Origin of the sequence: Thermus thermamylovorans, from assembly GCF_004307015.1 — a bacterium.
In the GTDB taxonomy this organism is placed as follows: domain Bacteria; phylum Deinococcota; class Deinococci; order Deinococcales; family Thermaceae; genus Thermus; species Thermus thermamylovorans.
The window spans coordinates 40,957-58,784 of record NZ_SIJL01000003.1; the positions used below are offsets into that span (position 1 = coordinate 40,957).

At 70.0% G+C, this 17,828-nt stretch carries 18 protein-coding genes; 11 read left to right on the forward strand and 7 right to left on the reverse strand.

Features of this window, described 5'->3' with window-relative positions:
* Positions 1-69: 69 nt before the first annotated feature.
* Complete coding sequence (locus tag ETP66_RS03210; protein WP_236630083.1) at positions 70-1,023, reverse strand: HD-GYP domain-containing protein; 954 nt, start codon at positions 1,021-1,023, stop codon at positions 70-72.
* Positions 1,024-1,119: 96 nt separating this feature from the next.
* Between ETP66_RS03210 and trmB the strand changes: the two genes are divergently transcribed.
* A complete protein-coding gene (gene trmB, locus ETP66_RS03215; protein WP_130840561.1) occupies positions 1,120-2,055 on the forward strand; it encodes a tRNA (guanosine(46)-N7)-methyltransferase TrmB in 936 nt (311 codons plus the stop codon).
* 32 nt (positions 2,056-2,087) lie between these two features.
* Positions 2,088-3,158: a cystathionine beta-lyase gene (locus tag ETP66_RS03220; RefSeq protein ID WP_130840563.1), complete on the forward strand. Its 1,071-nt coding sequence runs from the start codon at positions 2,088-2,090 to the stop codon at positions 3,156-3,158.
* Between the two features lie 39 nt (positions 3,159-3,197).
* Here ETP66_RS03220 and ETP66_RS03225 read toward each other — a convergent pair whose 3' ends face one another.
* Positions 3,198-3,662, reverse strand: coding sequence for an Hsp20/alpha crystallin family protein (locus tag ETP66_RS03225; protein ID WP_130840565.1), 465 nt, complete (start codon positions 3,660-3,662; stop codon positions 3,198-3,200).
* 98 nt (positions 3,663-3,760) lie between these two features.
* Between ETP66_RS03225 and ETP66_RS03230 the strand changes: the two genes are divergently transcribed.
* From ETP66_RS03230 to ETP66_RS03240, 3 genes are read left to right on the forward strand one after another with little or no spacing between them, the layout of a single operon-like run.
* Positions 3,761-4,453: a sulfurtransferase gene (locus ETP66_RS03230; RefSeq protein ID WP_130840567.1), complete on the forward strand. Its 693-nt coding sequence runs from the start codon at positions 3,761-3,763 to the stop codon at positions 4,451-4,453.
* Entirely contained in the window at positions 4,450-5,079 is a 630-nt protein-coding gene (locus ETP66_RS03235) for an MBL fold metallo-hydrolase (protein WP_130840569.1), read from the forward strand. The genes ETP66_RS03230 and ETP66_RS03235 overlap by 4 nt, the downstream gene beginning before the upstream one ends.
* Positions 5,076-5,828 (forward strand): zinc ribbon domain-containing protein, encoded by a 753-nt coding sequence (locus ETP66_RS03240; RefSeq protein ID WP_130840571.1) that lies wholly within the window; start codon positions 5,076-5,078, stop codon positions 5,826-5,828. The genes ETP66_RS03235 and ETP66_RS03240 overlap by 4 nt, the downstream gene beginning before the upstream one ends.
* Before the next feature lie 166 nt (positions 5,829-5,994).
* On the opposite strand, the gene ETP66_RS03245 is transcribed toward ETP66_RS03240, so the two are convergent.
* The gene (locus tag ETP66_RS03245) at positions 5,995-6,426 is read right to left on the reverse strand and encodes an OsmC family protein (RefSeq protein WP_130840573.1); all 432 of its coding nucleotides are present in this window, start codon (positions 6,424-6,426) and stop codon (positions 5,995-5,997) included.
* A 104-nt stretch (positions 6,427-6,530) separates the two neighbouring features.
* Between ETP66_RS03245 and ETP66_RS03250 the strand changes: the two genes are divergently transcribed.
* The 5 genes from ETP66_RS03250 (at position 6,531) to truA (ending at position 11,960) form a co-directional block, all read left to right on the forward strand.
* Positions 6,531-7,307 carry a metalloenzyme gene (locus ETP66_RS03250; protein WP_130840575.1) on the forward strand — a complete coding sequence of 259 codons (777 nt, stop codon included), beginning with the start codon at positions 6,531-6,533 and terminating at the stop codon, positions 7,305-7,307.
* A gap of 85 nt (positions 7,308-7,392) precedes the next feature.
* Positions 7,393-8,391, forward strand: coding sequence for an iron ABC transporter substrate-binding protein (locus ETP66_RS03255; protein WP_130840578.1), 999 nt, complete (start codon positions 7,393-7,395; stop codon positions 8,389-8,391).
* A 42-nt stretch (positions 8,392-8,433) separates the two neighbouring features.
* Complete coding sequence (locus ETP66_RS03260) at positions 8,434-9,987, forward strand: ABC transporter permease (protein ID WP_130840580.1); 1,554 nt, start codon at positions 8,434-8,436, stop codon at positions 9,985-9,987.
* Complete coding sequence (locus tag ETP66_RS03265; RefSeq protein WP_130840582.1) at positions 9,966-11,018, forward strand: ABC transporter ATP-binding protein; 1,053 nt, start codon at positions 9,966-9,968, stop codon at positions 11,016-11,018. Before ETP66_RS03260 ends, ETP66_RS03265 begins: the two co-directional genes overlap by 22 nt.
* A gap of 126 nt (positions 11,019-11,144) precedes the next feature.
* On the forward strand, positions 11,145-11,960 hold the full coding sequence (gene truA / locus ETP66_RS03270; protein WP_130840584.1) for a tRNA pseudouridine(38-40) synthase TruA: 816 nt from the start codon (positions 11,145-11,147) through the stop codon (positions 11,958-11,960).
* Here the strand turns inward: truA and ETP66_RS03275 are convergent.
* The 4 genes from ETP66_RS03275 to erpA form a co-directional block, all read right to left on the reverse strand.
* Complete coding sequence (locus tag ETP66_RS03275) at positions 11,902-13,092, reverse strand: ABC transporter permease (protein ID WP_130840585.1); 1,191 nt, start codon at positions 13,090-13,092, stop codon at positions 11,902-11,904. The two genes, truA and ETP66_RS03275, sit on opposite strands and share 59 nt — an antisense overlap.
* A gap of 10 nt (positions 13,093-13,102) precedes the next feature.
* A complete protein-coding gene (locus ETP66_RS03280; protein ID WP_130840587.1) occupies positions 13,103-14,113 on the reverse strand; it encodes an ABC transporter permease in 1,011 nt (336 codons plus the stop codon).
* 84 nt (positions 14,114-14,197) lie between these two features.
* Complete coding sequence (locus ETP66_RS03285; protein ID WP_130840589.1) at positions 14,198-16,054, reverse strand: peptide ABC transporter substrate-binding protein; 1,857 nt, start codon at positions 16,052-16,054, stop codon at positions 14,198-14,200.
* A gap of 139 nt (positions 16,055-16,193) precedes the next feature.
* Positions 16,194-16,574, reverse strand: a complete 381-nt coding sequence (gene erpA, locus ETP66_RS03290; protein ID WP_130840591.1) for an iron-sulfur cluster insertion protein ErpA — start codon at positions 16,572-16,574, stop codon at positions 16,194-16,196.
* Positions 16,575-16,663: 89 nt separating this feature from the next.
* On the opposite strand from erpA, the gene ETP66_RS03295 reads away from it, so the two are divergent.
* Positions 16,664-17,794 (forward strand): M24 family metallopeptidase, encoded by a 1,131-nt coding sequence (locus ETP66_RS03295; protein WP_130840593.1) that lies wholly within the window; start codon positions 16,664-16,666, stop codon positions 17,792-17,794.
* Positions 17,795-17,828: the final 34 nt, after the last annotated feature.

The window sequence follows — 17,828 nt, forward strand, 5'->3', positions numbered from 1 at the left end:
CGGGGGCCACAAACCCCAGCCCACGCCCCCGCCCCTTTTCCCGGTGGGGCTACCTCCGCACCCGGACACTTAGTGGCCAGGCCTCAGGAGGCGATGGCGCAGGAGACCGCTCCTGAAGGCCCGCACCGCCTCCCGGGAAAGCCTGCCCCCGCGCACCTCAGCCTCTAGGGCCGCCAAGGCTCCCTCCGGCCCCAGGGGGGCGAGGTAGGCGCGTCCGCTGGTAAGGGCGTCGTAGATGTCGGCAACGCTCACCGCCTGGACCAGGAGGGGCACCTCGGTGAGGCCATCGGGGTAGCCGGAGCCGTCCAGCCGCTCGTGGTGCCAGCGCACGTAGGGCCTGAGCCGGGGGTAGGCCCGCAAGGGGCGGAGGATCTCCTCCCCCTTCACCGGGTGCTGGCGGATGAGGCGCCACGCCTCCTCGGTGAGGGGGTGGGCCCCCCGGAGGATGGGGTCGGGGAGGCCGATCTTGCCCACGTCGTGGAGAAGGGCCCCCACCCGCAGGTCCTCGAGCTCCGCCGCCTTGGCCCCCAGCTCCTCCGCCGCCCACAGGGCGTACTGGGCCACCCGCTCCCCGTGGCCTGCGGTGTAGGCGTCCCTGGCCTCCACCGCCCGCACCAGGGCCAAGAGAGCCCGCTCCAGGTCCTCCAAGCGCTCCTGCAAACCCCTCCGCTCCAGGTGACCCTTCACCCGCAGGCGGAGCTCCGCGAGGTCCAGGGGACGGTTCAGAAAGTCGTCGGCCCCAGCCTCGATACCCTTGAGGCGCACCTCCCGCTCCCTGTCGGCGGTGAGCAGGATGACGGGCAGAAGGGGGTCCAGGGCCTTGAGGTGGCGGGTGAGCTCCAATCCCCCCATGACGGGCATGTGCACATCGGTGACCACTACCTGGGGAAGCCCATCCCCAAGGAGGTCTAGGGCCTCTTGGCCGTTCCTGGCCTCCCGCACCTCCAGCCCCAGGGGACCTAGGGCGCGCACAAGGAGGAGGCGCTGCAGGGGATCGTCGTCCACCACCAGAACCCTTGGCATCGCGGAAGCCCCCGGGGATTTCACAGACCCTTCCCCACGCCCCATCCTAAACCCCCCTTGTGAAAAGGGTTTGAAAAGGGCGTATAATGCTTCCCCGTGCTGGTGCGTCCCGCCCTGCTCCCCCACTGGCCGCCGAGGCCCGAGGACCTCTTCGGCCGAAAGGGGTCCCTGGTGGTGGAGGTAGGCTTTGGGGACGGGCGCTTCACGGCGGAGCTGGCCCGGGCCCATCCGGAGCGGCTCATCCTGGGGGCCGAGGTCTCGGCGGCGAGCGTCCTCCGGGCCCTCAGGCGGATGCGCCGGGAGGGCTTGGGGAACGTGCGTCTTTACCACGGGACGGGCCCCTTCGCCCTGCGCAACCTGGTGCCCCCCAGAGGCCTCCTCCAGGTCATCGTCAACTTCCCCGACCCCTGGCCCAAGGAGCGGCACCAAAAGAGGCGCCTCCTCCGGGAGAGCTTTTTCCGCAGGCTTTCCACCCGGCTCGTGGAGGGAGGGGAGCTCCTCCTCACCACGGACCACGAGGCCTACTTCCGCTTCGCCCTGGAGGCAGGGCAGAGGACCGGGCTCTACCGGGTGGAGGTGCGCCCTCCCCCGGAAGCCCACCTGCGCACCAAGTACGCCCAGAAGTGGCGGGAAGCGGGCCGGGCCTTCTTCCACGCCGCCTTCATCAAGGTGGCGGAGGACCCCGAACCCTGGCCCCCCACGAGGAGGTACGCCGTGGCCCATGCGCTTTTGCAAGGGGAGCTCCCCCCGACCCTGGCCCTGGGAAAGGGCCCTGTCCCGGTGCGGGGTGGCGTGGCGGTCTTTCTGGATGTGGCCCAAGGCGAGGGCGGTTTCTACGTCCTCACCCGGGTGGAGGAGGAGGACCTGACCCAGGACCTCCTCCTGGAGGTGCGCCGGAGCGCCCAGGGGGTATACGCGGGGGTGGGCCGCTTTGGGAGCCCCTTGGTCACCGAGGGGGTAAGGGAAGCGGTGCGAGCCCTGGTGAGGAGGCTGGAGGCAACCGGGCTGAGGGTGCTCCAGGACCACACCTGAAGGGAAGGGGAGCCTTGGGTTAAGATGGCCCCATGGTCCTTCCTCCCCGTAAGGAGTCCCTGAAGTGGGGCACCTATCCCGAGGACGTGCTGCCCCTATGGGTGGCGGACATGGACTTCCCCGTGGCCGAGCCTGTGCGCCGGGCCCTGAGGGAGCGGGCGGAGAGCTTTCTGGGCTACCCGCCCCGGGAAGGGGACGCAGGGCTCAAGGCCCTCCTCTTGGAGAAGGCGGGCCTGGAGGGGGAGGTGGCCTTCCTTCCGGGGGTGGTGGCGGGGCTTTACGGGGCGGTGGCCGCCTTCACCGCCCCTGGACAGGGGGTCCTCACCCAGGTACCCATCTACCCCCCCTTCCTGGCCGCCATCCGCGAGCAGAGGCGCACCGTCCTGGCCAACCCCCTGCAGGAGACCGAAGGGGGCTATCGCCTGGACATGGCGGGGCTGGAGCGCCTGGCCTACGCCAGCCGGCTCCTCCTTTTCTGTCACCCCCATAACCCCACGGGCCGGGTCTTCACGGAGGAGGAGCTTGCGGCCCTGGCGGCCATAGCCCGCCGCCACGACCTCATCGTGGTCTCCGACGAACTCCATGCCCCCCTGGCCTACGAAAGGCCCCACCTGCCCCTCGCCCGCTTCCTCCCCGAACGCACCCTCACCCTCCTGGGCCCGGGGAAGGCCTACAACCTGGCGGGCCTGCCCTTGGGGGCGGCGGTGGGGCCTAAGCCCCTGGTGGAGGCCCTGCGGCGCCACCTCGCCCCTACCTTTCCCAACGTCCTGGCCATGGCCGCCTGGAAGGCAGCCCTGGAGGAGGGGGAGGCCTGGCTGCGGGAGGTCCGGGGGCGCCTCAAGGCCAACCGGGACCGGGTGGCCGCCTGGGCCCGGGCGGCGGGCCTGGGCCACTTTCCCCCGGAGGGCACCTATCTGGCCTGGCTCAAGACTCCCGTCCCTAAGGCCGCGGCCTTCTTCCTGAGGGAGGCCCGGGTGGCCCTGAACCCCGGGGAGAACTTCGGCGAGGGGTACGACCGCTACGTGCGCCTCAACTTCGCCACCTACCCCGAGGTGTTGGAGGAGGCTCTCCGGCGCCTGGAGAAAGCCTTGCAGAAGGTTTAGCCCCCCGGGAAGACCCCGGGGGGCCCTTGGAGCCTCGGCCTAGCGGGCCACCTCCACGGGGATCCGCTTGGCCCGGGCCTCGGCCACCTTGGGCATGGTAAGCCGGAGGATGCCGTGGCGGAACTCCGCCCGGGCCTGGGAGGCGTCCACCTCCACCGGCAGGCTGAAAGTGCGCACGAAGGAGCCGTGGGCCATCTCCTGCAGGTAGTAGCGGCGCACCCTGGCCTCCTCCACAGGCTTCACCTGGCCCCGTACCGTGAGCCGGTTGCCCTCGAGGCTCACCTCCAGGTCCTCTGGGGAGAGACCCGGCACCGCCATCTCCAGGATCAGGGCCTCGTCGGTCTCGTAGAGGTCCGCGGGGGCCACATAGGCCGCCGTGGGCCGGGCGAAGTCGCCCAGCACCTCCTCGAAGAGACGGTTGGCCTCCTCTAGCAGGGAGAAAGGACCCCAGGTCCGGAAGGGCGTGATCTCCGTGGGCCGCGCTTCCCTACGCACCAGGGCCATAGCAATCACCCCCAAAGCCACTTATATCACCTGCGCTCTGTAATGTCAAGTATCCTTATCCCCATCTGCCCACCCGCAGGCGGGCTATAATCACCCCCATGGAGCTTCCCCAAGACGCGGTCCTGGTGGACACCCGGCCCAGGGCCACCTACGAGGCCGGGCACCTGCCCAGGGCCCGCCACCTGGACCTCTCCGCCCCCCGGCTGCGCCTGCGGGAAGAGGCGGAGCTCCAGGCCCTGGAAGCCGGACTCACCGAGCTCTTCCAGGAGCTTGGGCTCCGGAGCCCGGTAGTCCTCTACGACGAGGGCCTCACCAGCCGCCTCTGCCGCACCGCCTTCTTCCTGGGCCTGGGGGGGCTGGAGGTGGCCCTCTGGACCGAGGGCTGGGAGCCCCACGCCACGGAAAGGGAGGAGGCCAGCCCTCCCCGCTCCCAAACCGTGGCCCGCCTACGGCGGGACTGGCTCCTCACCGCCGACGAGGCGGCCCGCCATTCCCTTCTCCTGGACGTGCGCAGCCCCGAGGAGTTCCAGGGCAAGGTCCACCCCCCCTGTTGCCCCCGGGGCGGGCGGATCCCCGGGGCGAGGAACGCTCCCTTGGAGCTCTTCTTGGAACCAGGGGAGGTGCTGGGGCGGCTGGGGCTGGAGCCGGGGCAGGAGGTGGGCCTTTACTGCCACTCGGGTTCCCGGAGCGCGGTGGCCTTCTTCGTCCTCCGGAGCCTGGGGGTAAGGGCCCGGAACTACCTGGGCTCCATGCACGAGTGGCTGGGGGAGGGCCTGCCCACCGAACCATGAGGGTCATGCGCGTGCCCGTAGGCCCCCTCCAGGCCAACGCCTACCTGGTGGTGGGCCCCGAAGGGACGGTCCTCATCGATCCGGGGGGCGAGGCCGAGCGCCTACTCTCCCTCTTCGGGACCGCGGGCGCGAGGCCCGAGGCCATCCTCCTCACCCACGCCCACTTCGACCACCTGGGGGCCGTAGCCCCCCTGGTGGAAGCCCTCTCCCTCCCCGTCTACCTCCACCCCTTGGACCTGCCCCTCTATCGCCACGCGGCGGAGGCCGCCCGCATGTGGGGGCTGACCGTCCCAGAGCCGCCCCTGCCCGTGGAGCCCCTGGAGGAGGGGATGCGGCTTTTCGGCCTGGAGGTCCTCCACCTCCCCGGCCACAGCCCGGGGCACGTGGCCTTTTTCCATCCCGGCGGGGAGCCGGAAACCCCTCCCCTTGTCTTCTCCGGGGACCTGCTCTTCCGGGGGGGCATCGGCCGCTACGACCTACCCGGGGCCAGCCAGCAGGCCCTCTTCCGCTCCTTAAGGCGCCTCCTCGCCCTGCCCCCAAAGACCGAGGTCCACCCTGGGCACGGACCCGAAACCACCCTGGACCTGGAGGCTCGCACGAACCCCTTCCTTACAGGGTTAAAATGAGGAGCGTGAACGGGGCAGACGCTCCCCAAAAGGGACAGCTGGAGGCGCTCAGGGCCCTCTATAGCCTCCAGGAGAGGGATCTGGAGATAGATCGACTCCAGAAGGAAACCGAGGACCTGCCCCAGGACCTCCTTGCGGTCAAGGCCCAGGTGGAAGCCCTGGAGGAAGAGCTGGCGGGGCTCTTGGAACGGCAGGCGGAGTTGCGCCGGGAGTACGCCCGCCACAGCTTGGACCTCGAGGACCTTTCGGCCAAGGAAAAGCAGGCCGAGGCCGAGCAGCGCCAGGCCCAAAGCGCCCGGGAGCAGACCCAGTACGAGAACCGCATCCAGCAGATCAAGGACCGGATCCGGGAGCTGCTGGAGCTCTCCACCCCCATCATGGAGGCCATGGAGAACGTGGAGGAGGCCATCGCCCGGGTGGAGGCGGAGCTTTCCGCCCTGAGGCCGCGCCTGGAAGAGCTACTGGAGGCTAACCGGGTGCGGGTGGAGGCCCTGCGGGCCGAGATCGCCCGCCGCCTGGAGGAGCGGGCGCGCATGGCCCAGGGCATCCCCGGCCCCGTGCTCCGGGAGTACGAGGCCATCCGCCGCGCCCGCAAGGGTACGGGGGTGGTGCGCATGGTGCGCCAGGGCCAGGCCTTCCGCTGCGAAGGGTGCAACGTGGTCCTGCCCACCCACGTGGCCCAGAAGGTGGTGCAGGGGCAGCTCACCCGCTGCCCCTCCTGCGGCCGGCTCCTGTGGAAGGGGGAGTGACACCACCCCCCTGAGGTCAGGGAGCCTGGCGACGGCGCCCCGGCGCGGCCTGCCCCAGGGGTTTAAGGCGCCCCGCCGTGGCTTGCGCTGCGACGGGGGCCTTAAGAAGGCCCTGGATGCGCCCCTTCCCCATTTCCCCGGCGAGGCAACCTCCGCCCACCGGCCCTCAGGGAAGCAGGCGGGCCTCGAGGGAGATCTCCCCTACCCCCGCTAGGGCCCGGGACACGGGGCAACCCTCCTTGGCGGCCTGGGCAATCTCCTGGAACTTCTCCGGGGGTATACCCGGCACCTCCGCCTCCGCCAGGAGCTGGATGCGGCGGATAGTGGGCTTGCCCTCCACCATCTCCAGGTGCACCCGGGCCTCGGCGGCCACCCGCCTGGGCGGAAAGCCCTCCCGCTCCAAGGAGGCAGAGAGGGCCATGGCGAAGCACCCTGCGTGAGCGGCGGCGATGAGCTCCTCCGGGTTGGTCCCCACCCCCTCCTCGAAGCGGGAAGGGAAGGAGTAGGGCCCCTCAAAGGCCTGGCTGCCCAGGTGCATGGTGCCCTTGCCGTCCCGCAAACCGCCCTCCCATACTGCGCTTGCCCTTCTTATCGGCATGGCTTGCCCTCCCGCTCCAGGATACCCCCCCGGGCAGCGGCGTCTGGAAGGCGGTGCACCTTTGCCCCTTTGACCCCGGGGGGCGGCTATCCCAAACTGGAGGGGTGCTCTTCCTCTTCGTGGACGGCCTGGGCCTGGGGGAGACCCTGGAGGACCTCTTCCCCCTCCTCCTGGAGCTCGGACCCAGGCCCCTGGAGGCCACCTTAGGGGTGGAGGGCCTGCCCCAGTCGGGGACGGGCCAGACCACCCTCCTCACCGGGGTGAACGCCGCCCGGCTCCTCGGCCACCACCAGGGCCCCTTCCCCAGCCCCCGCCTTCGGCCCCTCCTGCGGCAAAGCCTCTACGCCTGGGCCCGGGAAAGGGGCCTGAAGGTGCTCCACGCCAACGCCTATCGACCGGATTACCTCAGGCGAGCCACGGAGGGTCCAAGGACCCTTCTTTCGGCCTTCGCCCTGGCCGCCCAGCTGGCCGGCCTGCCCCTTTTGGCCTCGGACCACCCCCTGGCCCTCCCCCCCGCCTTCTGGGAGGACCCCTACGGGGCAGGGGCGAAGGCGGCCGCCCTGGCCCGGAGCTTCCACCTGGTGGTCCTGGAGCACTGGGCCCTGGACCTGGCCGCCCACCGCTTCCCCGAGAGCCTGCCCTCGCGTTTTCAAGAGGTTTCGGCCTTCATTCAGGGCTTCTTGGCGGAAGGGGGCACCTTGCTCCTCACCTCCGACCACGGCAACGCCGAGGAGCCCTGGCACCGGAGGCATACCCGGAACCCCGTACCCTTGGTCTACACGGGGGAGGCGCCCTTTTGGCCGCGGGACCTGCCCGGCTTTCTCCCTTGGTTGCAAATGGTTATCACTTCTAAAATAACAAAATCCGACCGGAATACTTGACTTTTACCCCCCCTTGGGGTAGAGTCCCAGCCAGAGGGCGCCCTCTACCCCGGGAGGCCGGGGGTCCTTTGCGGAGGTGAAGCGCATGCAGAGAAGATCCTTCCTCATCGGCGTAACCAGCCTAGCCCTGTCGGGTTTAGGCCTGGCCCAGCAGCAGACCCTGACGGTCTACAGCGGACGCGGGGAGGCCCTGGTGGGGCCCTTGGTGCAGCAGTTCCAGCGGGAAACCGGCATCCGGGTTACGGTGCGCTACGGCACCGACGCCGCCATCCTGGCGGCCCTGCAGGAGGAAGGGGCCCGCTCCCCCGCGGACGTGGTCTGGCTGAACACCTCGGGGGCCCTGGGTCGGGCCGCGGAGCTGGGCCTGCTCCGACCCCTGGGAGAGGCCCTCCTGCGCCAACCCGCAGCCTTCGTTCCTGGGTCAGGACGCTGGGTGCCGGTGACGGTACGGCTAAGGGTACTGGCCTACAACCCGGACAGGTTCCGTCCGGAGGAGCTGCCCTCCTCCATCCTGGACCTCCCTCGCTTCGCCCGGGAGCGGGTCTTAGGCGGGCGCATGGGCTGGATCCCCACCTACTCCAGCTTCCAGGACATGGTGGCGGCCATGATCGCCCTCCACGGGGAGGCCCGCACCCGGCAGTGGCTGGAGGAGATGCGGGGCCTGAACCATCGGGTCTACGCTTCCAACACCGCCATGGTGGACGCCATCCGTGCGGGGGAGATCGACCTGGCCTCCACCAACCACTACTACGTGGTCCGCTTCCAGCGGGCGGGTTTCCGGGTGGGCATGACCCAGTTCCGGGATGGGGACGTGGGTAACCTGGCCCTGGTCACGGGGGCCGGGATCCACCGCAACAGCCGCAATCTGCAAGCGGCCACCCGCTTCCTCACCTACCTCCTCTCCGACCGCGGCCAGCAGTACTTCGTGGGCAACATCGGGGAGTACGCGGTCACCGGCCGGGTGGTGCCCGACCCCAGGCTCCTGCCCCTGGAGGAGACCCGGAGGAAATCCCCCGACCTGGACTTCGAAAGGCTCCCCCTGGAGCAGGCCCTCAGGCTCCTGCGGGAGCTGGGCATCCTCTGAGGCCCTCCCGCCCTGCCTCCGGGCAGGGCGGGAACCTAAGCCATGATCCGCGTTCAGAGGCTCCACCAGCTTCCCGGACTCCTGCCCTTCCTGGTGCCCGCCCTCCTCACCGGGGGCGGGGTGGCCCTGCCCGTCCTCTACCTGGTCCTTAGGGCCCTGGAGGCGGACCTCGAGGTCCTGCGGGAAATCCTCCTCAGGCCGAAGAACCTGGAGCTCCTCCTGAACACCCTGGCCCTCCTCCTGGGGGTCCTCCTCCTCACCACCCTCCTCGCCCTACCCCTGGCCTTCCTCACCACCCGCACGGACCTCAAGGGCAAGCGCCCCTTCACCGTCCTCCTCACCCTGCCCCTGGCCATCCCCGGGTATGTGGGGGCCTACGTCCTCCTGGCCGCCACCGGGGCGGGGGGGCTTTTGCCCCTGCCCCGGCCCGAGGGATACTGGGGGGCCCTCCTGGTCCTCTCCCTCATCACCTACCCTTACCTCTTCCTAGGCCTGCGGGCCGCCTTCCTGGGGCTGGACCCCAGCCAAGAGGAGGCGGCCAGAACCTTGGGGATGGGCCCCTGGCGGGCCTTCTTCCGGGTAACCCTGCCCCAGCTCCTCCCCGCCCTCCTTTCGGGTTACCTCATCGTGGGGCTCCACGTCCTGGGGGACTTCGGCACCGTGAGCCTCCTGCGCTACGAGACCTTCTCCTACGCCATCTACCTGCAGTACTACGCCGCCTTCGACCGGGTATACGCCGCCTGGCTGGCCCTCTTCCTCCTCCTCCTCACCGGGGGCCTCCTCCTCCTGGAGGGCCTCCTTCTCCGCCGCCTGAGCCTGGCCCGCGCGGGCAAGGGCTCCCCCCGGCCGGCCAGACCCCTGGCCCTGGGCCCCCTGGCCCCCCTGGCCTACGCCCTGGTCCTCCTCCCCGTCCTGGCGGCCCTGGTCTTCCCCCTCTACGCCCTCTTCCACCTGGCGAGCCGCTTCCCCCTGGAAAGGCTCTTCGGGGTCTACGAGGCCCTTCTCCACTCCGCCCTGGCGGCAGCCCCGGCCGCCTTCCTAGCGGTGGGCATGGCCCTGCCCATTGCCTACCTGGTGGTCCGTCACCCCTCGCCGGGTTCCCGAGCCCTGGAGCGCCTAGCCTACCTGGGCTACGCCATCCCGCCCCTGGCCTTCGCTCTGGCCTGGATCTTCTTCAGCCTGAGGAGCCTTCCCTTCCTCTACGGCACCCTCCCCCTCCTGGTCCTGGTCCTGGCCCTCCACTTCCTGGCGGAAACCCTGGGACCGGTGCGGGGGGCCCTTTACCAGGTGCCGAGGCGCCTGGAGGAGGCCGCGCGGACCCTGGGGGAAACCCCCACGCGGGCCTTTTTCCGGGTAACCTTCCCCCTCCTGTGGCGGGGAGCGGTGGCCGGGGGGGCCCTGGCCTTCATCGGGGCGGCCAAGGAGCTGCCCCTCACCCTGCTGCTGGCCCCCCTGGGCTACCCCACCCTGGCCACCCGGGTTTTCGGCTACACTCAAGAGGCCATGTTCGCTGAGGCCGCCCCCTTCGCCCTCCTCATCACCCTGCTCTCGGCGGCCTTCGTGGGGGTGTTGCTTTGGAGCGAGCGCCGCTTCTAGAGCTGAGGGGCCTACGGAAGCGCTTCGGGGAGCACGAGGTGCTGAAGGGGATCGACCTCTGGGTCTACCCGGGGGAGATCCTGGCCCTCCTGGGGCCCTCGGGGTGCGGCAAGACCACCCTCCTCCGGGTGGTGGCCGGGCTGGAGACCCCGGAGGCGGGGGAGGTCCTCCTGGAGGGCCGAGACCTCACCCCCTTGCCCCCGGAACGCCGGGGCATCGGCTTCGTCTTCCAGGACTACGCCCTCTTCCCCCACCTCACCGCCTTGGGCAACGTGGCCTTTGGCCTCAGGGGCAAGGACCGGCTGGAAAGGGCCAAAAGGGCCCTGGAACGGGTGGGGATGACCCTCTTCCAAGACCGCAGGCCCGGGGAGCTCTCCGGGGGGCAGCAGCAGCGGGTGGCCCTGGCCCGGGCCCTGGCCCCCGGGCCCAAGCTGGTCCTCTTGGACGAGCCCTTTTCCAGCCTGGACGCCAGCCTCAGGGCCAGCACCCGGGAGGAGGTGCGGAAGATCCTCAAGGAGACGGGCACCACCGCCCTCCTGGTCACCCACGACCAGGAGGAGGCCCTTTCCTTCGCCGACCGCCTGGGGGTCATGCGGGGGGGGAGGCTGGAGCAGGTGGGCACCCCCGAGGAGGTCTACCTCAAGCCCAAGACCCCCTTCGTGGCCCAGTTCCTGGGCCGCACCAACCTCCTCCACGGGGAGGGGCGCGGGGCTTACGCGGAAACCTGCCTGGGGCGGGTTCCCCTGGCCGAGGCCGCCTTTGGACCCGCCTTCCTCTCCCTCCGGCCCGAGGCCCTGCGGCTCCTCCCGGACACCGGGGAACCCGGGGTCCTGGGGGTGGTCTTGGCCCGGGAGTTCAAGGGGCACGACCTCACCTACCGGGTGCGCCTCCTGGCTCCGGAGAAGGAGATCCTGGTCCAGGAGGGGCCGGAAAGCCCCTTCCGCGTGGGGGACCGGGTGCGGGTGGGGGTGGTGGGGGTAGGGGTGGCCCTCGAGGGAGAGGGGCGCCGGGTCCCTGTGGGCACCGACTGATGCCCTTTTCCGCAAAACCCTCCCCTCCCTGCCCCTGACGGGGGGCCTCGGGTAGCCTCCCCCCCGTGCGGGCTCCGTCGGCGTGGGGTGGCATGAGGCCGCCCCCTCCTGGCTTACGCTGAAGGGGTGCGCCGCGTCCTGATCCTGGCTGAGTACGACGGCACCGGCTTCGCCGGGCTGCAGCGGCAGCGCCCGGGCCTGCGCACCGTACAGGGGGAGCTGGAAGGGGCTTTGGGGAGGATCGGGGCCTTGCCCAAGGCGGTGGCCGCCGGGCGCACCGACGCCGGGGTCCACGCCCTGGCCATGCCCTTCCACTTCGACCTCCCGGGGAGGATCCCCACCGCAAGGATCCCCGAGGCCCTGAACCGCTTTCTCCCCCAGGACCTCAAGGTGCTCTCCGCAAGGGAGGTGGCCCCGGACTTCCACGCCCGCAAGGACGCCCTCTGGCGGGCCTACCGCTACCGCCTCCTCCTCCGCCCCCACCCCTCCCCCCTCCTGCGGGGGCGGGCCCTCTGGGTGGGCAGGCCCCTGGACCTCGCCGCCCTCCGGGAAGCCCTCCCCCTCCTCCTCGGACGGCACAACTTCCTGGGCTTCGCCAGGGAAGAGGTGGGGGAAGGGGTCAGGGAGCTTTACGAGGCCCGCCTGGAGGCGGCGGAGGGGGAGCTCGGGCCCGAACTCCACCTCTACTTCCGGGGGAGGAGCTTCCTCCGGGGCCAGGTGCGGGGAATGGTGGGCACCCTTCTGGAGGTAGGCCTAGGCAAGCGCTCCCCGGAAAGCCTGCGGCGGATCCTGGAGGAAGGGGACCGCCGCCTGGCCGGCCCCAGCGCCCCGCCCCAGGGGCTTTACTTCCTCGAGGCCGCCTACCCCGAGGAAAGGCTCTCCCCTAGCGCAACCGGCTCCGGGGATCCAAGGCGTCCCGCAGGCCGTCCCCCACGAAGTTGAAGGCCAAAACGGTGAGGAAGATCATGAACCCCGGGGGCAGGGCCAACCAAGGGGCCATGAAGATGTACTCCTGGGCGTTGGCCAGCATGTTCCCCCAGGTGGCCACCGGGGGCTGGATGCCGAAGCCCAGGAAGGAGAGAGCCGATTCCACCAGGATGGCGTAGCCAATCTGCAGGGTGGCCAGCACCACCAAGGGTGCCAGGGCGTTGGGCACCAGGTGGCGGAAAAGCACGCGGAAGTCCGAGGCCCCCAGGGCCTGGGCCGCGGTGGCGTAGTCCTGCTCCCGCAGGGAGAGGATCTGCCCCCGCACGATGCGGGCCGAGGTGAGCCAGCCGAAGAGGACCAGGATCAGGATGATGAGGAAGACGCTGGCTGCGTCCCCCAAGGCGTTCTGCAGCCAGGCGCCGAAGGGCACCCGGGGGTCGCGCAAGAGGGCGGAGAGCACCAGGAGGAGGGGCAGGGTGGGGATGGCCAGCATGAAGTCGATGAGGCGGCTGATGGCCGTGTCCAGGTCCAGCATGGCCTTGCCCCTAAGGCCCCAAAAGGCGGCCCAGAGAAGCCCCAGACCGATCAGGACCAAGAACCCCAAGGCCAGGGGAGACCCGGCCAGGCGTGCCGTTTCCGTGAGGCCCAAGGCCATCTGCCAGGCCAGGTAGAGCAGGCCGTAGTAGAGGAGCCAGGAGAGAGGCCGCCAGAGGACAAAGGCCAGGGGATACCAGCCCTCCCGCTCCCGCCGCAGGGGACCCAGGTAGAGGCGCAGGGGCCGGCCCGCGTAGTAGCCCGCCAAGGAGCCCATGAGGAGGCCCACGAAGATACTGGAGAAGGAGACGGCGAAGCCCACCAGGAGGGAGACCCGGGCCCCGTAGATGAGCCGGGAGAGGACGTCCCGGCCCAGGTCGTCGGTGCCCAGAGGGTGCTCGGGGCTAGGGGGGGCGAAGATGCGCTCGAAGAGGTCCTCCCCGCGGGGCTGGGCGAAGGGGTCGTGGGGGGCCACCCAGGGGGCCAGGAGGGCCGTGAGAATCAGGAGGACGATTACCGCCAGGCTGGCCATGGCCAGCCGGTGGCGCCGGAAGCGCCGCCAGAAGAGGTAGAAGAAGGTGCGGGGCTTGGTCTGCAGGGTCTGGGTCGCCATGGGCTTACCTCTAGCTGTAACGGATGCGGGGGTCCACCACCGCGTAGGCCAGGTCCGCAAGCAGGTTGAAGAGGGCCACCATTAGGGCCAAGAAGGCCAGGGCGGCCATGGCCACGTTGTAGTCTTTCTCCACTAGGGCGTCGAAGATGGCCCGGCCCATCCCGGGGTAGCTGAAGACGGTCTCGGTGAGCACCGCCCCGCTCATCACCGCGGGGATGGCCAGGCCCACCAGGGTTACGATGGGGATGAGGGCGTTCCTGAGGGCGTGCTTGTAGAGGACCACCCGCTCGGCCAGACCCTTGGCCCGGGCGGTACGGATGTAGTCCTGGGAGAGGACCTCCAGGAGGGAGGCCCGCATGAACCGGGTCCACTCCGCCATGGAGCCGGTGGCCAGCACGATCACGGGCAGGGTCAGGTGCCAGGCCCACTGCCGGAGGTACTCCCCCAGGGGCACGAAACCCTGGCGCACCTCGGCGAAGAGAATGGGAGGTACCCCGCCCGTGGGGAACTGGGGGAAGCCGGGAATGAGCTCGGGCAGGCGCACGGCGAAGAGGTAAAGGAGGAGGATGCCCAGGAAGAAGTTGGGGATGGAAAGGCCCACGAAGGCCAAAAAGGTGATGGTGTAGTCCGCCGGGGTGTACTGCCGCACCGCCGAGAAAACCCCCACGGGGATGGCCACCAGGAGGGCCAAGAAGAGGGCCAGGCCGGAGAGGAGCAGGGTCTTGGGCAGCCGCTGCTCGAAGATGTACTCCACGGCGGATATGCCGTAGGTGCGGCTGTAGCCCAGGTCCCCCTGGACCGCCCGGGTAAGCCACTTGGCGTAGCGCACGTGGATGGGGTCGTCCAGACCGTAGGCCCGCCGGAGGGCCTGGAGCTCCTCGGCGGTGATCCGGGGGTTTTGCATGCGCACCTCGTCCAAAGGGTCCCCCGGCTGCAGGGAAAGGAGAGCGAAGATGACGAAGGAGGCCGCCAGCAGCAGGGGGATCATCTGCAAAAGCCGACGCAGGATGTAAGCCGCCATTTTACCTCCAAAAACGCTCCTCTTAGGACCCGCAAAAGGGCCCGCCGGGTTTTCCCCGGCGGACCCCACTATACCACCCGGGCTTTAGCGCACGGTGAGGGCGTACTTGGCCTGGTCGAACAGCTTCTGCGCCCCCCGCTGCTCCCACCCGATGGCCCAAGGCCACCAGTTGGGGTAGTTGTTCCCGCCCGAGTAGGCCGCGGACACGTAGTTCACGAGACCCCTCCGCACCACCAGGGGGTCGGCCCGGAAGTAAAGGGGCAGGGCGGGAAGCTCCTCCGCCCAGATCTCCTGCATCCGGTCAAAGAGCTGCTTGCGGCGGGTCTGGTCAAACTCCACCACCGCCTGGGCCCGGAGGCGGTCGTACTCGGGGTTGCACCAGCCGCCCACGTTCTGGCCCACGTAGTTGTTCTCCCGGGTGGGCCGGAACTCGCAGGCGAAGAGATCGCCGTTCTCCACCAGGCTGGAGACCCAGGCGAACATGAACATGCCCGTCCAGCGGCCCTCGCTGGCCCGCTGGATGAAGTCGTCGGCGAAGACCACGGCGCTGGGGGCGTTGTTGATGCGGGTGGCGATGCCGATCCGGCGGAAGTCCTCGGCCACGAACTGCTGGAAGCGCTCGCGCACCACGTTGCCCGCCGTGGTCACCCACTCGATCTCAAAGCGCACCGTCCGCCCGTCCACCGTCCGCTGCAGGATCCCGTCCGGCCCAGGCCGCCAGCCCATCTCCGCCAAAAGCGCCCGCGCCCGGTCCAGGTTGTACTCGTACCGCCGCACGTTGGGGTTGTGCAGGGCGTTGGTGGGGGCGATCCAGATGTGGGAAACGGGCTGCAGGCCCTGGAAGAAGGTGCGGACGAAGCCCTCCCGGTTGATGGCGTGCAACAGGGCCTGCCGGGTGCGGCGGTCGTTGAGCCCCAGGTCCCGCACCTGCTGGACGTTGGGGAACTGGTTGATGTCGATGTGCTCCCAGATGGCCCCAGGCACGAACCAGATGTCGAAGTTGCGCCCCACCCGGTTCACGAACTCCCGGGCCCGGGCCTGGTCGAAGGTGAGGCCCACCCGGGAGATGGCGTCCAGGCTCCCGCCCATGAAGGCCACCTGCAAGGAGGCGGTGTTCTGGATGAAGCGGTAGGTCACCCGCTGCACGTAGCGCCCGTGCCCCCCAGGCGGCTCGATGAAGAAGTTGGGGTTGCGCACCAGCTCCACCGTGCTCCCCGGCACCCACCGCTGCACCACGAAGGGCCCGGAGTAGACCATCTGCCGCTGGTTCAGGTAGCCCGGGGTGGAGAACTGGGTGAAGAAGCCCCGGTAGAGCTCGTTGAGCCGCTGGGCGTCCCGGGTGGGGTCCAGGCCCGCCGCCTGCCGCCGCACCTGCTCCCAGGCGGCCCCCATGATGTGCCGGGGGGCGTAGCCGATGGGAAGTCCAGGACCTCCAATCAGGTCGGTGGCGTAGGCGGGCTGGAAGATCACGGTGAAGTTGCGGGCGTCCCGCACCCTGAGGTCCACCCGGCGCCAGTAGTCGGGGTCGAGGACGGGCATCCCCGGGGCCTTGCCCACCTCGAAGTAGAAGCGGACGTCGTCGGTGGTGATGGGGCGGCCGTCGGACCAGCGGGCGTCGGGGCGGATGGTGAGGTCGATCTCCAGCCGCCGCTGCCCGCCGCCGATGTCGGTGAAGCGCACCCGGCCGTTCTGCACCGTGGGCACCTCCGTGGCCAAGACGGCCACGTTGTTGCCGTCCAGGTCGATGGTGATGAAGGGGACGAAGAGGTACTGCTCGATCTCCGCCTTGATGGACTGGTTGGAGATGATGCTGAGGAAGTCCCCCGCCAGCACCCTGGGCTCCTGGGAAGCCCCCACGATGAGGCTGTTGTCCGCGGGGCCCGCCCAGGCCAGGCCCCAAAGGGCTAGACCGAGTACAGTTAGCTTGCCTGCTCGCCGCATGCTGCCTCCTTTCCTTACCACAAGCGCCTCCTATGTGGCCGGGGCTATTATACGGCACCCCGCCTAAAGGTCAATGAGAAGAGGCCAAGGGGGGGGCCAGGTTTCGGGGACGGCCGGGGCCGCGGCCCTGCGCCCGCCCTCAGTGGCCGCAGGTCCTGGCCTCCCCCTCCTGGTCCTTGGTGCGGAAGGAGTGGCCGCAGCCGCAGGTGCTGGCGGCGTTGGGGTTGTGGACGGTGAAGCCCCCGCCCATGAGGTTCTCCACCCAGTCGATCTCCGAGCCCACCAGGTAGGGCAAGGACCTGGGGTCGACCACCAGGCGCACCCCGTGCATCTCCACGAAGGTGTCTCCCGGGAGTTCCCGCTCGTCCACGGCCATGCCGTACTGGAAGCCGGAGCACCCCCCGGACTTGATGTACACCCGGATGGCCGCGTGCTCCTTGCCATAACGGGCCAGGATCTCCTTGGCCCTCTCCGCCGCCAGGGGGGTGATGCGGATGACCGCTTCCTGGGTCTCGACCATGCACCAGACCTCCTTGTCCCCTAAGGTAGCACGGCCGGGGCCAGCAAAGGTGAAGCAGGTTCCAGGGCCTGTGGGGATAGCATGGAGGCATGGATCTCGCCCGCCTGCAGGCCGCCTTGCGGGAGGAAGGGCTGGACGGCTGGCTGCTCTTCTCCTTTGGCCGGAGCAACGCCTTGACCCTGGAGGTCCTCGCCCTCGTCCACCTCCACCTGACCCGGCGCTTCGCCTACTTCCTCCCCCGGGAGGGGGAGCCTGCCCTTCTCTGCCACGCCATCGAGGAAAGCCTCTTTCCCCCCCTGCCCGGGGGGAGACGCACCTACCACAGCTGGCAGGGGTTTGTGGAGGAGCTTGCCCGGATGCTCCGGGGAGCCAGGCGTGTGGCGGTGGAGTACGTGCCCGGGGGCATGATCCCCTACCTCTCCCGGGTGGACGGGGGCACCTTGGACCTGCTCCGGGGCCTGGGCCTCGAGCTCGCCTCCTCCTGGCCCCTCCTCCTCCTCTTCCAGACCTGGGACGAGGAGCGGCTCCGAAGCCACCTCCGGGCGGTCCGGGGCCTGGTGGCCGCCAAGGAGCGGGCCCTGGCCTACCTGCGGGAAAACCCCAGGGCCACGGAAGGGGAGGTCCAAAGGGCCATGGCGGAGGTCCTGGCGGCCTCCGGCCTGGTCTTCGACCACCCCCCCATGGCGGCCTTCGGCCGGAACGCCGCCAACCCCCACCACGCGCCCGGGGAGAAGCGCCTCGAGGAAGGGGAGGTGGTGCTCCTGGACCTCTGGGCCAAGGAGCCGGGCGGGGTCTACGCCGACCTCACCTGGATGGCGGGGCTGCGGGCCCCCGAGGCCGCCCACCGGGCCTTCCGGGCAGTGGTCCGGGCCCGGGACGAGGCCCTCCGCTTCCTGGCCGAGGCCTACCGGGAAGGCCGCCGCCCCAAGGGGTACGAGGTGGACCGCCTGGCCCGGGGGGTGCTGGAGGCGGAGGGGTACGGGGCCTTCGTCCGCCACCGCACCGGCCATCACCTCGGGGAGGAGGTCCACGGCTCGGGTCCCCATCTGGACGATCTGGAAACCCACGACTTCCGCCCCCTGGTCCCGGGCCTGGCCTTCACCGTGGAGCCCGGCCTCTACCTGGAGGCGTTCGGGGTGCGCACGGAGGTGGACGTGTACCTGCGCCCCGAGGGCCCCGAGGTCACCACGCCGCAGCAGCAGGGGATCACCCCCCTCTAGGGATACCCTGGGGGCGTGGTATCTTGGGGGACGG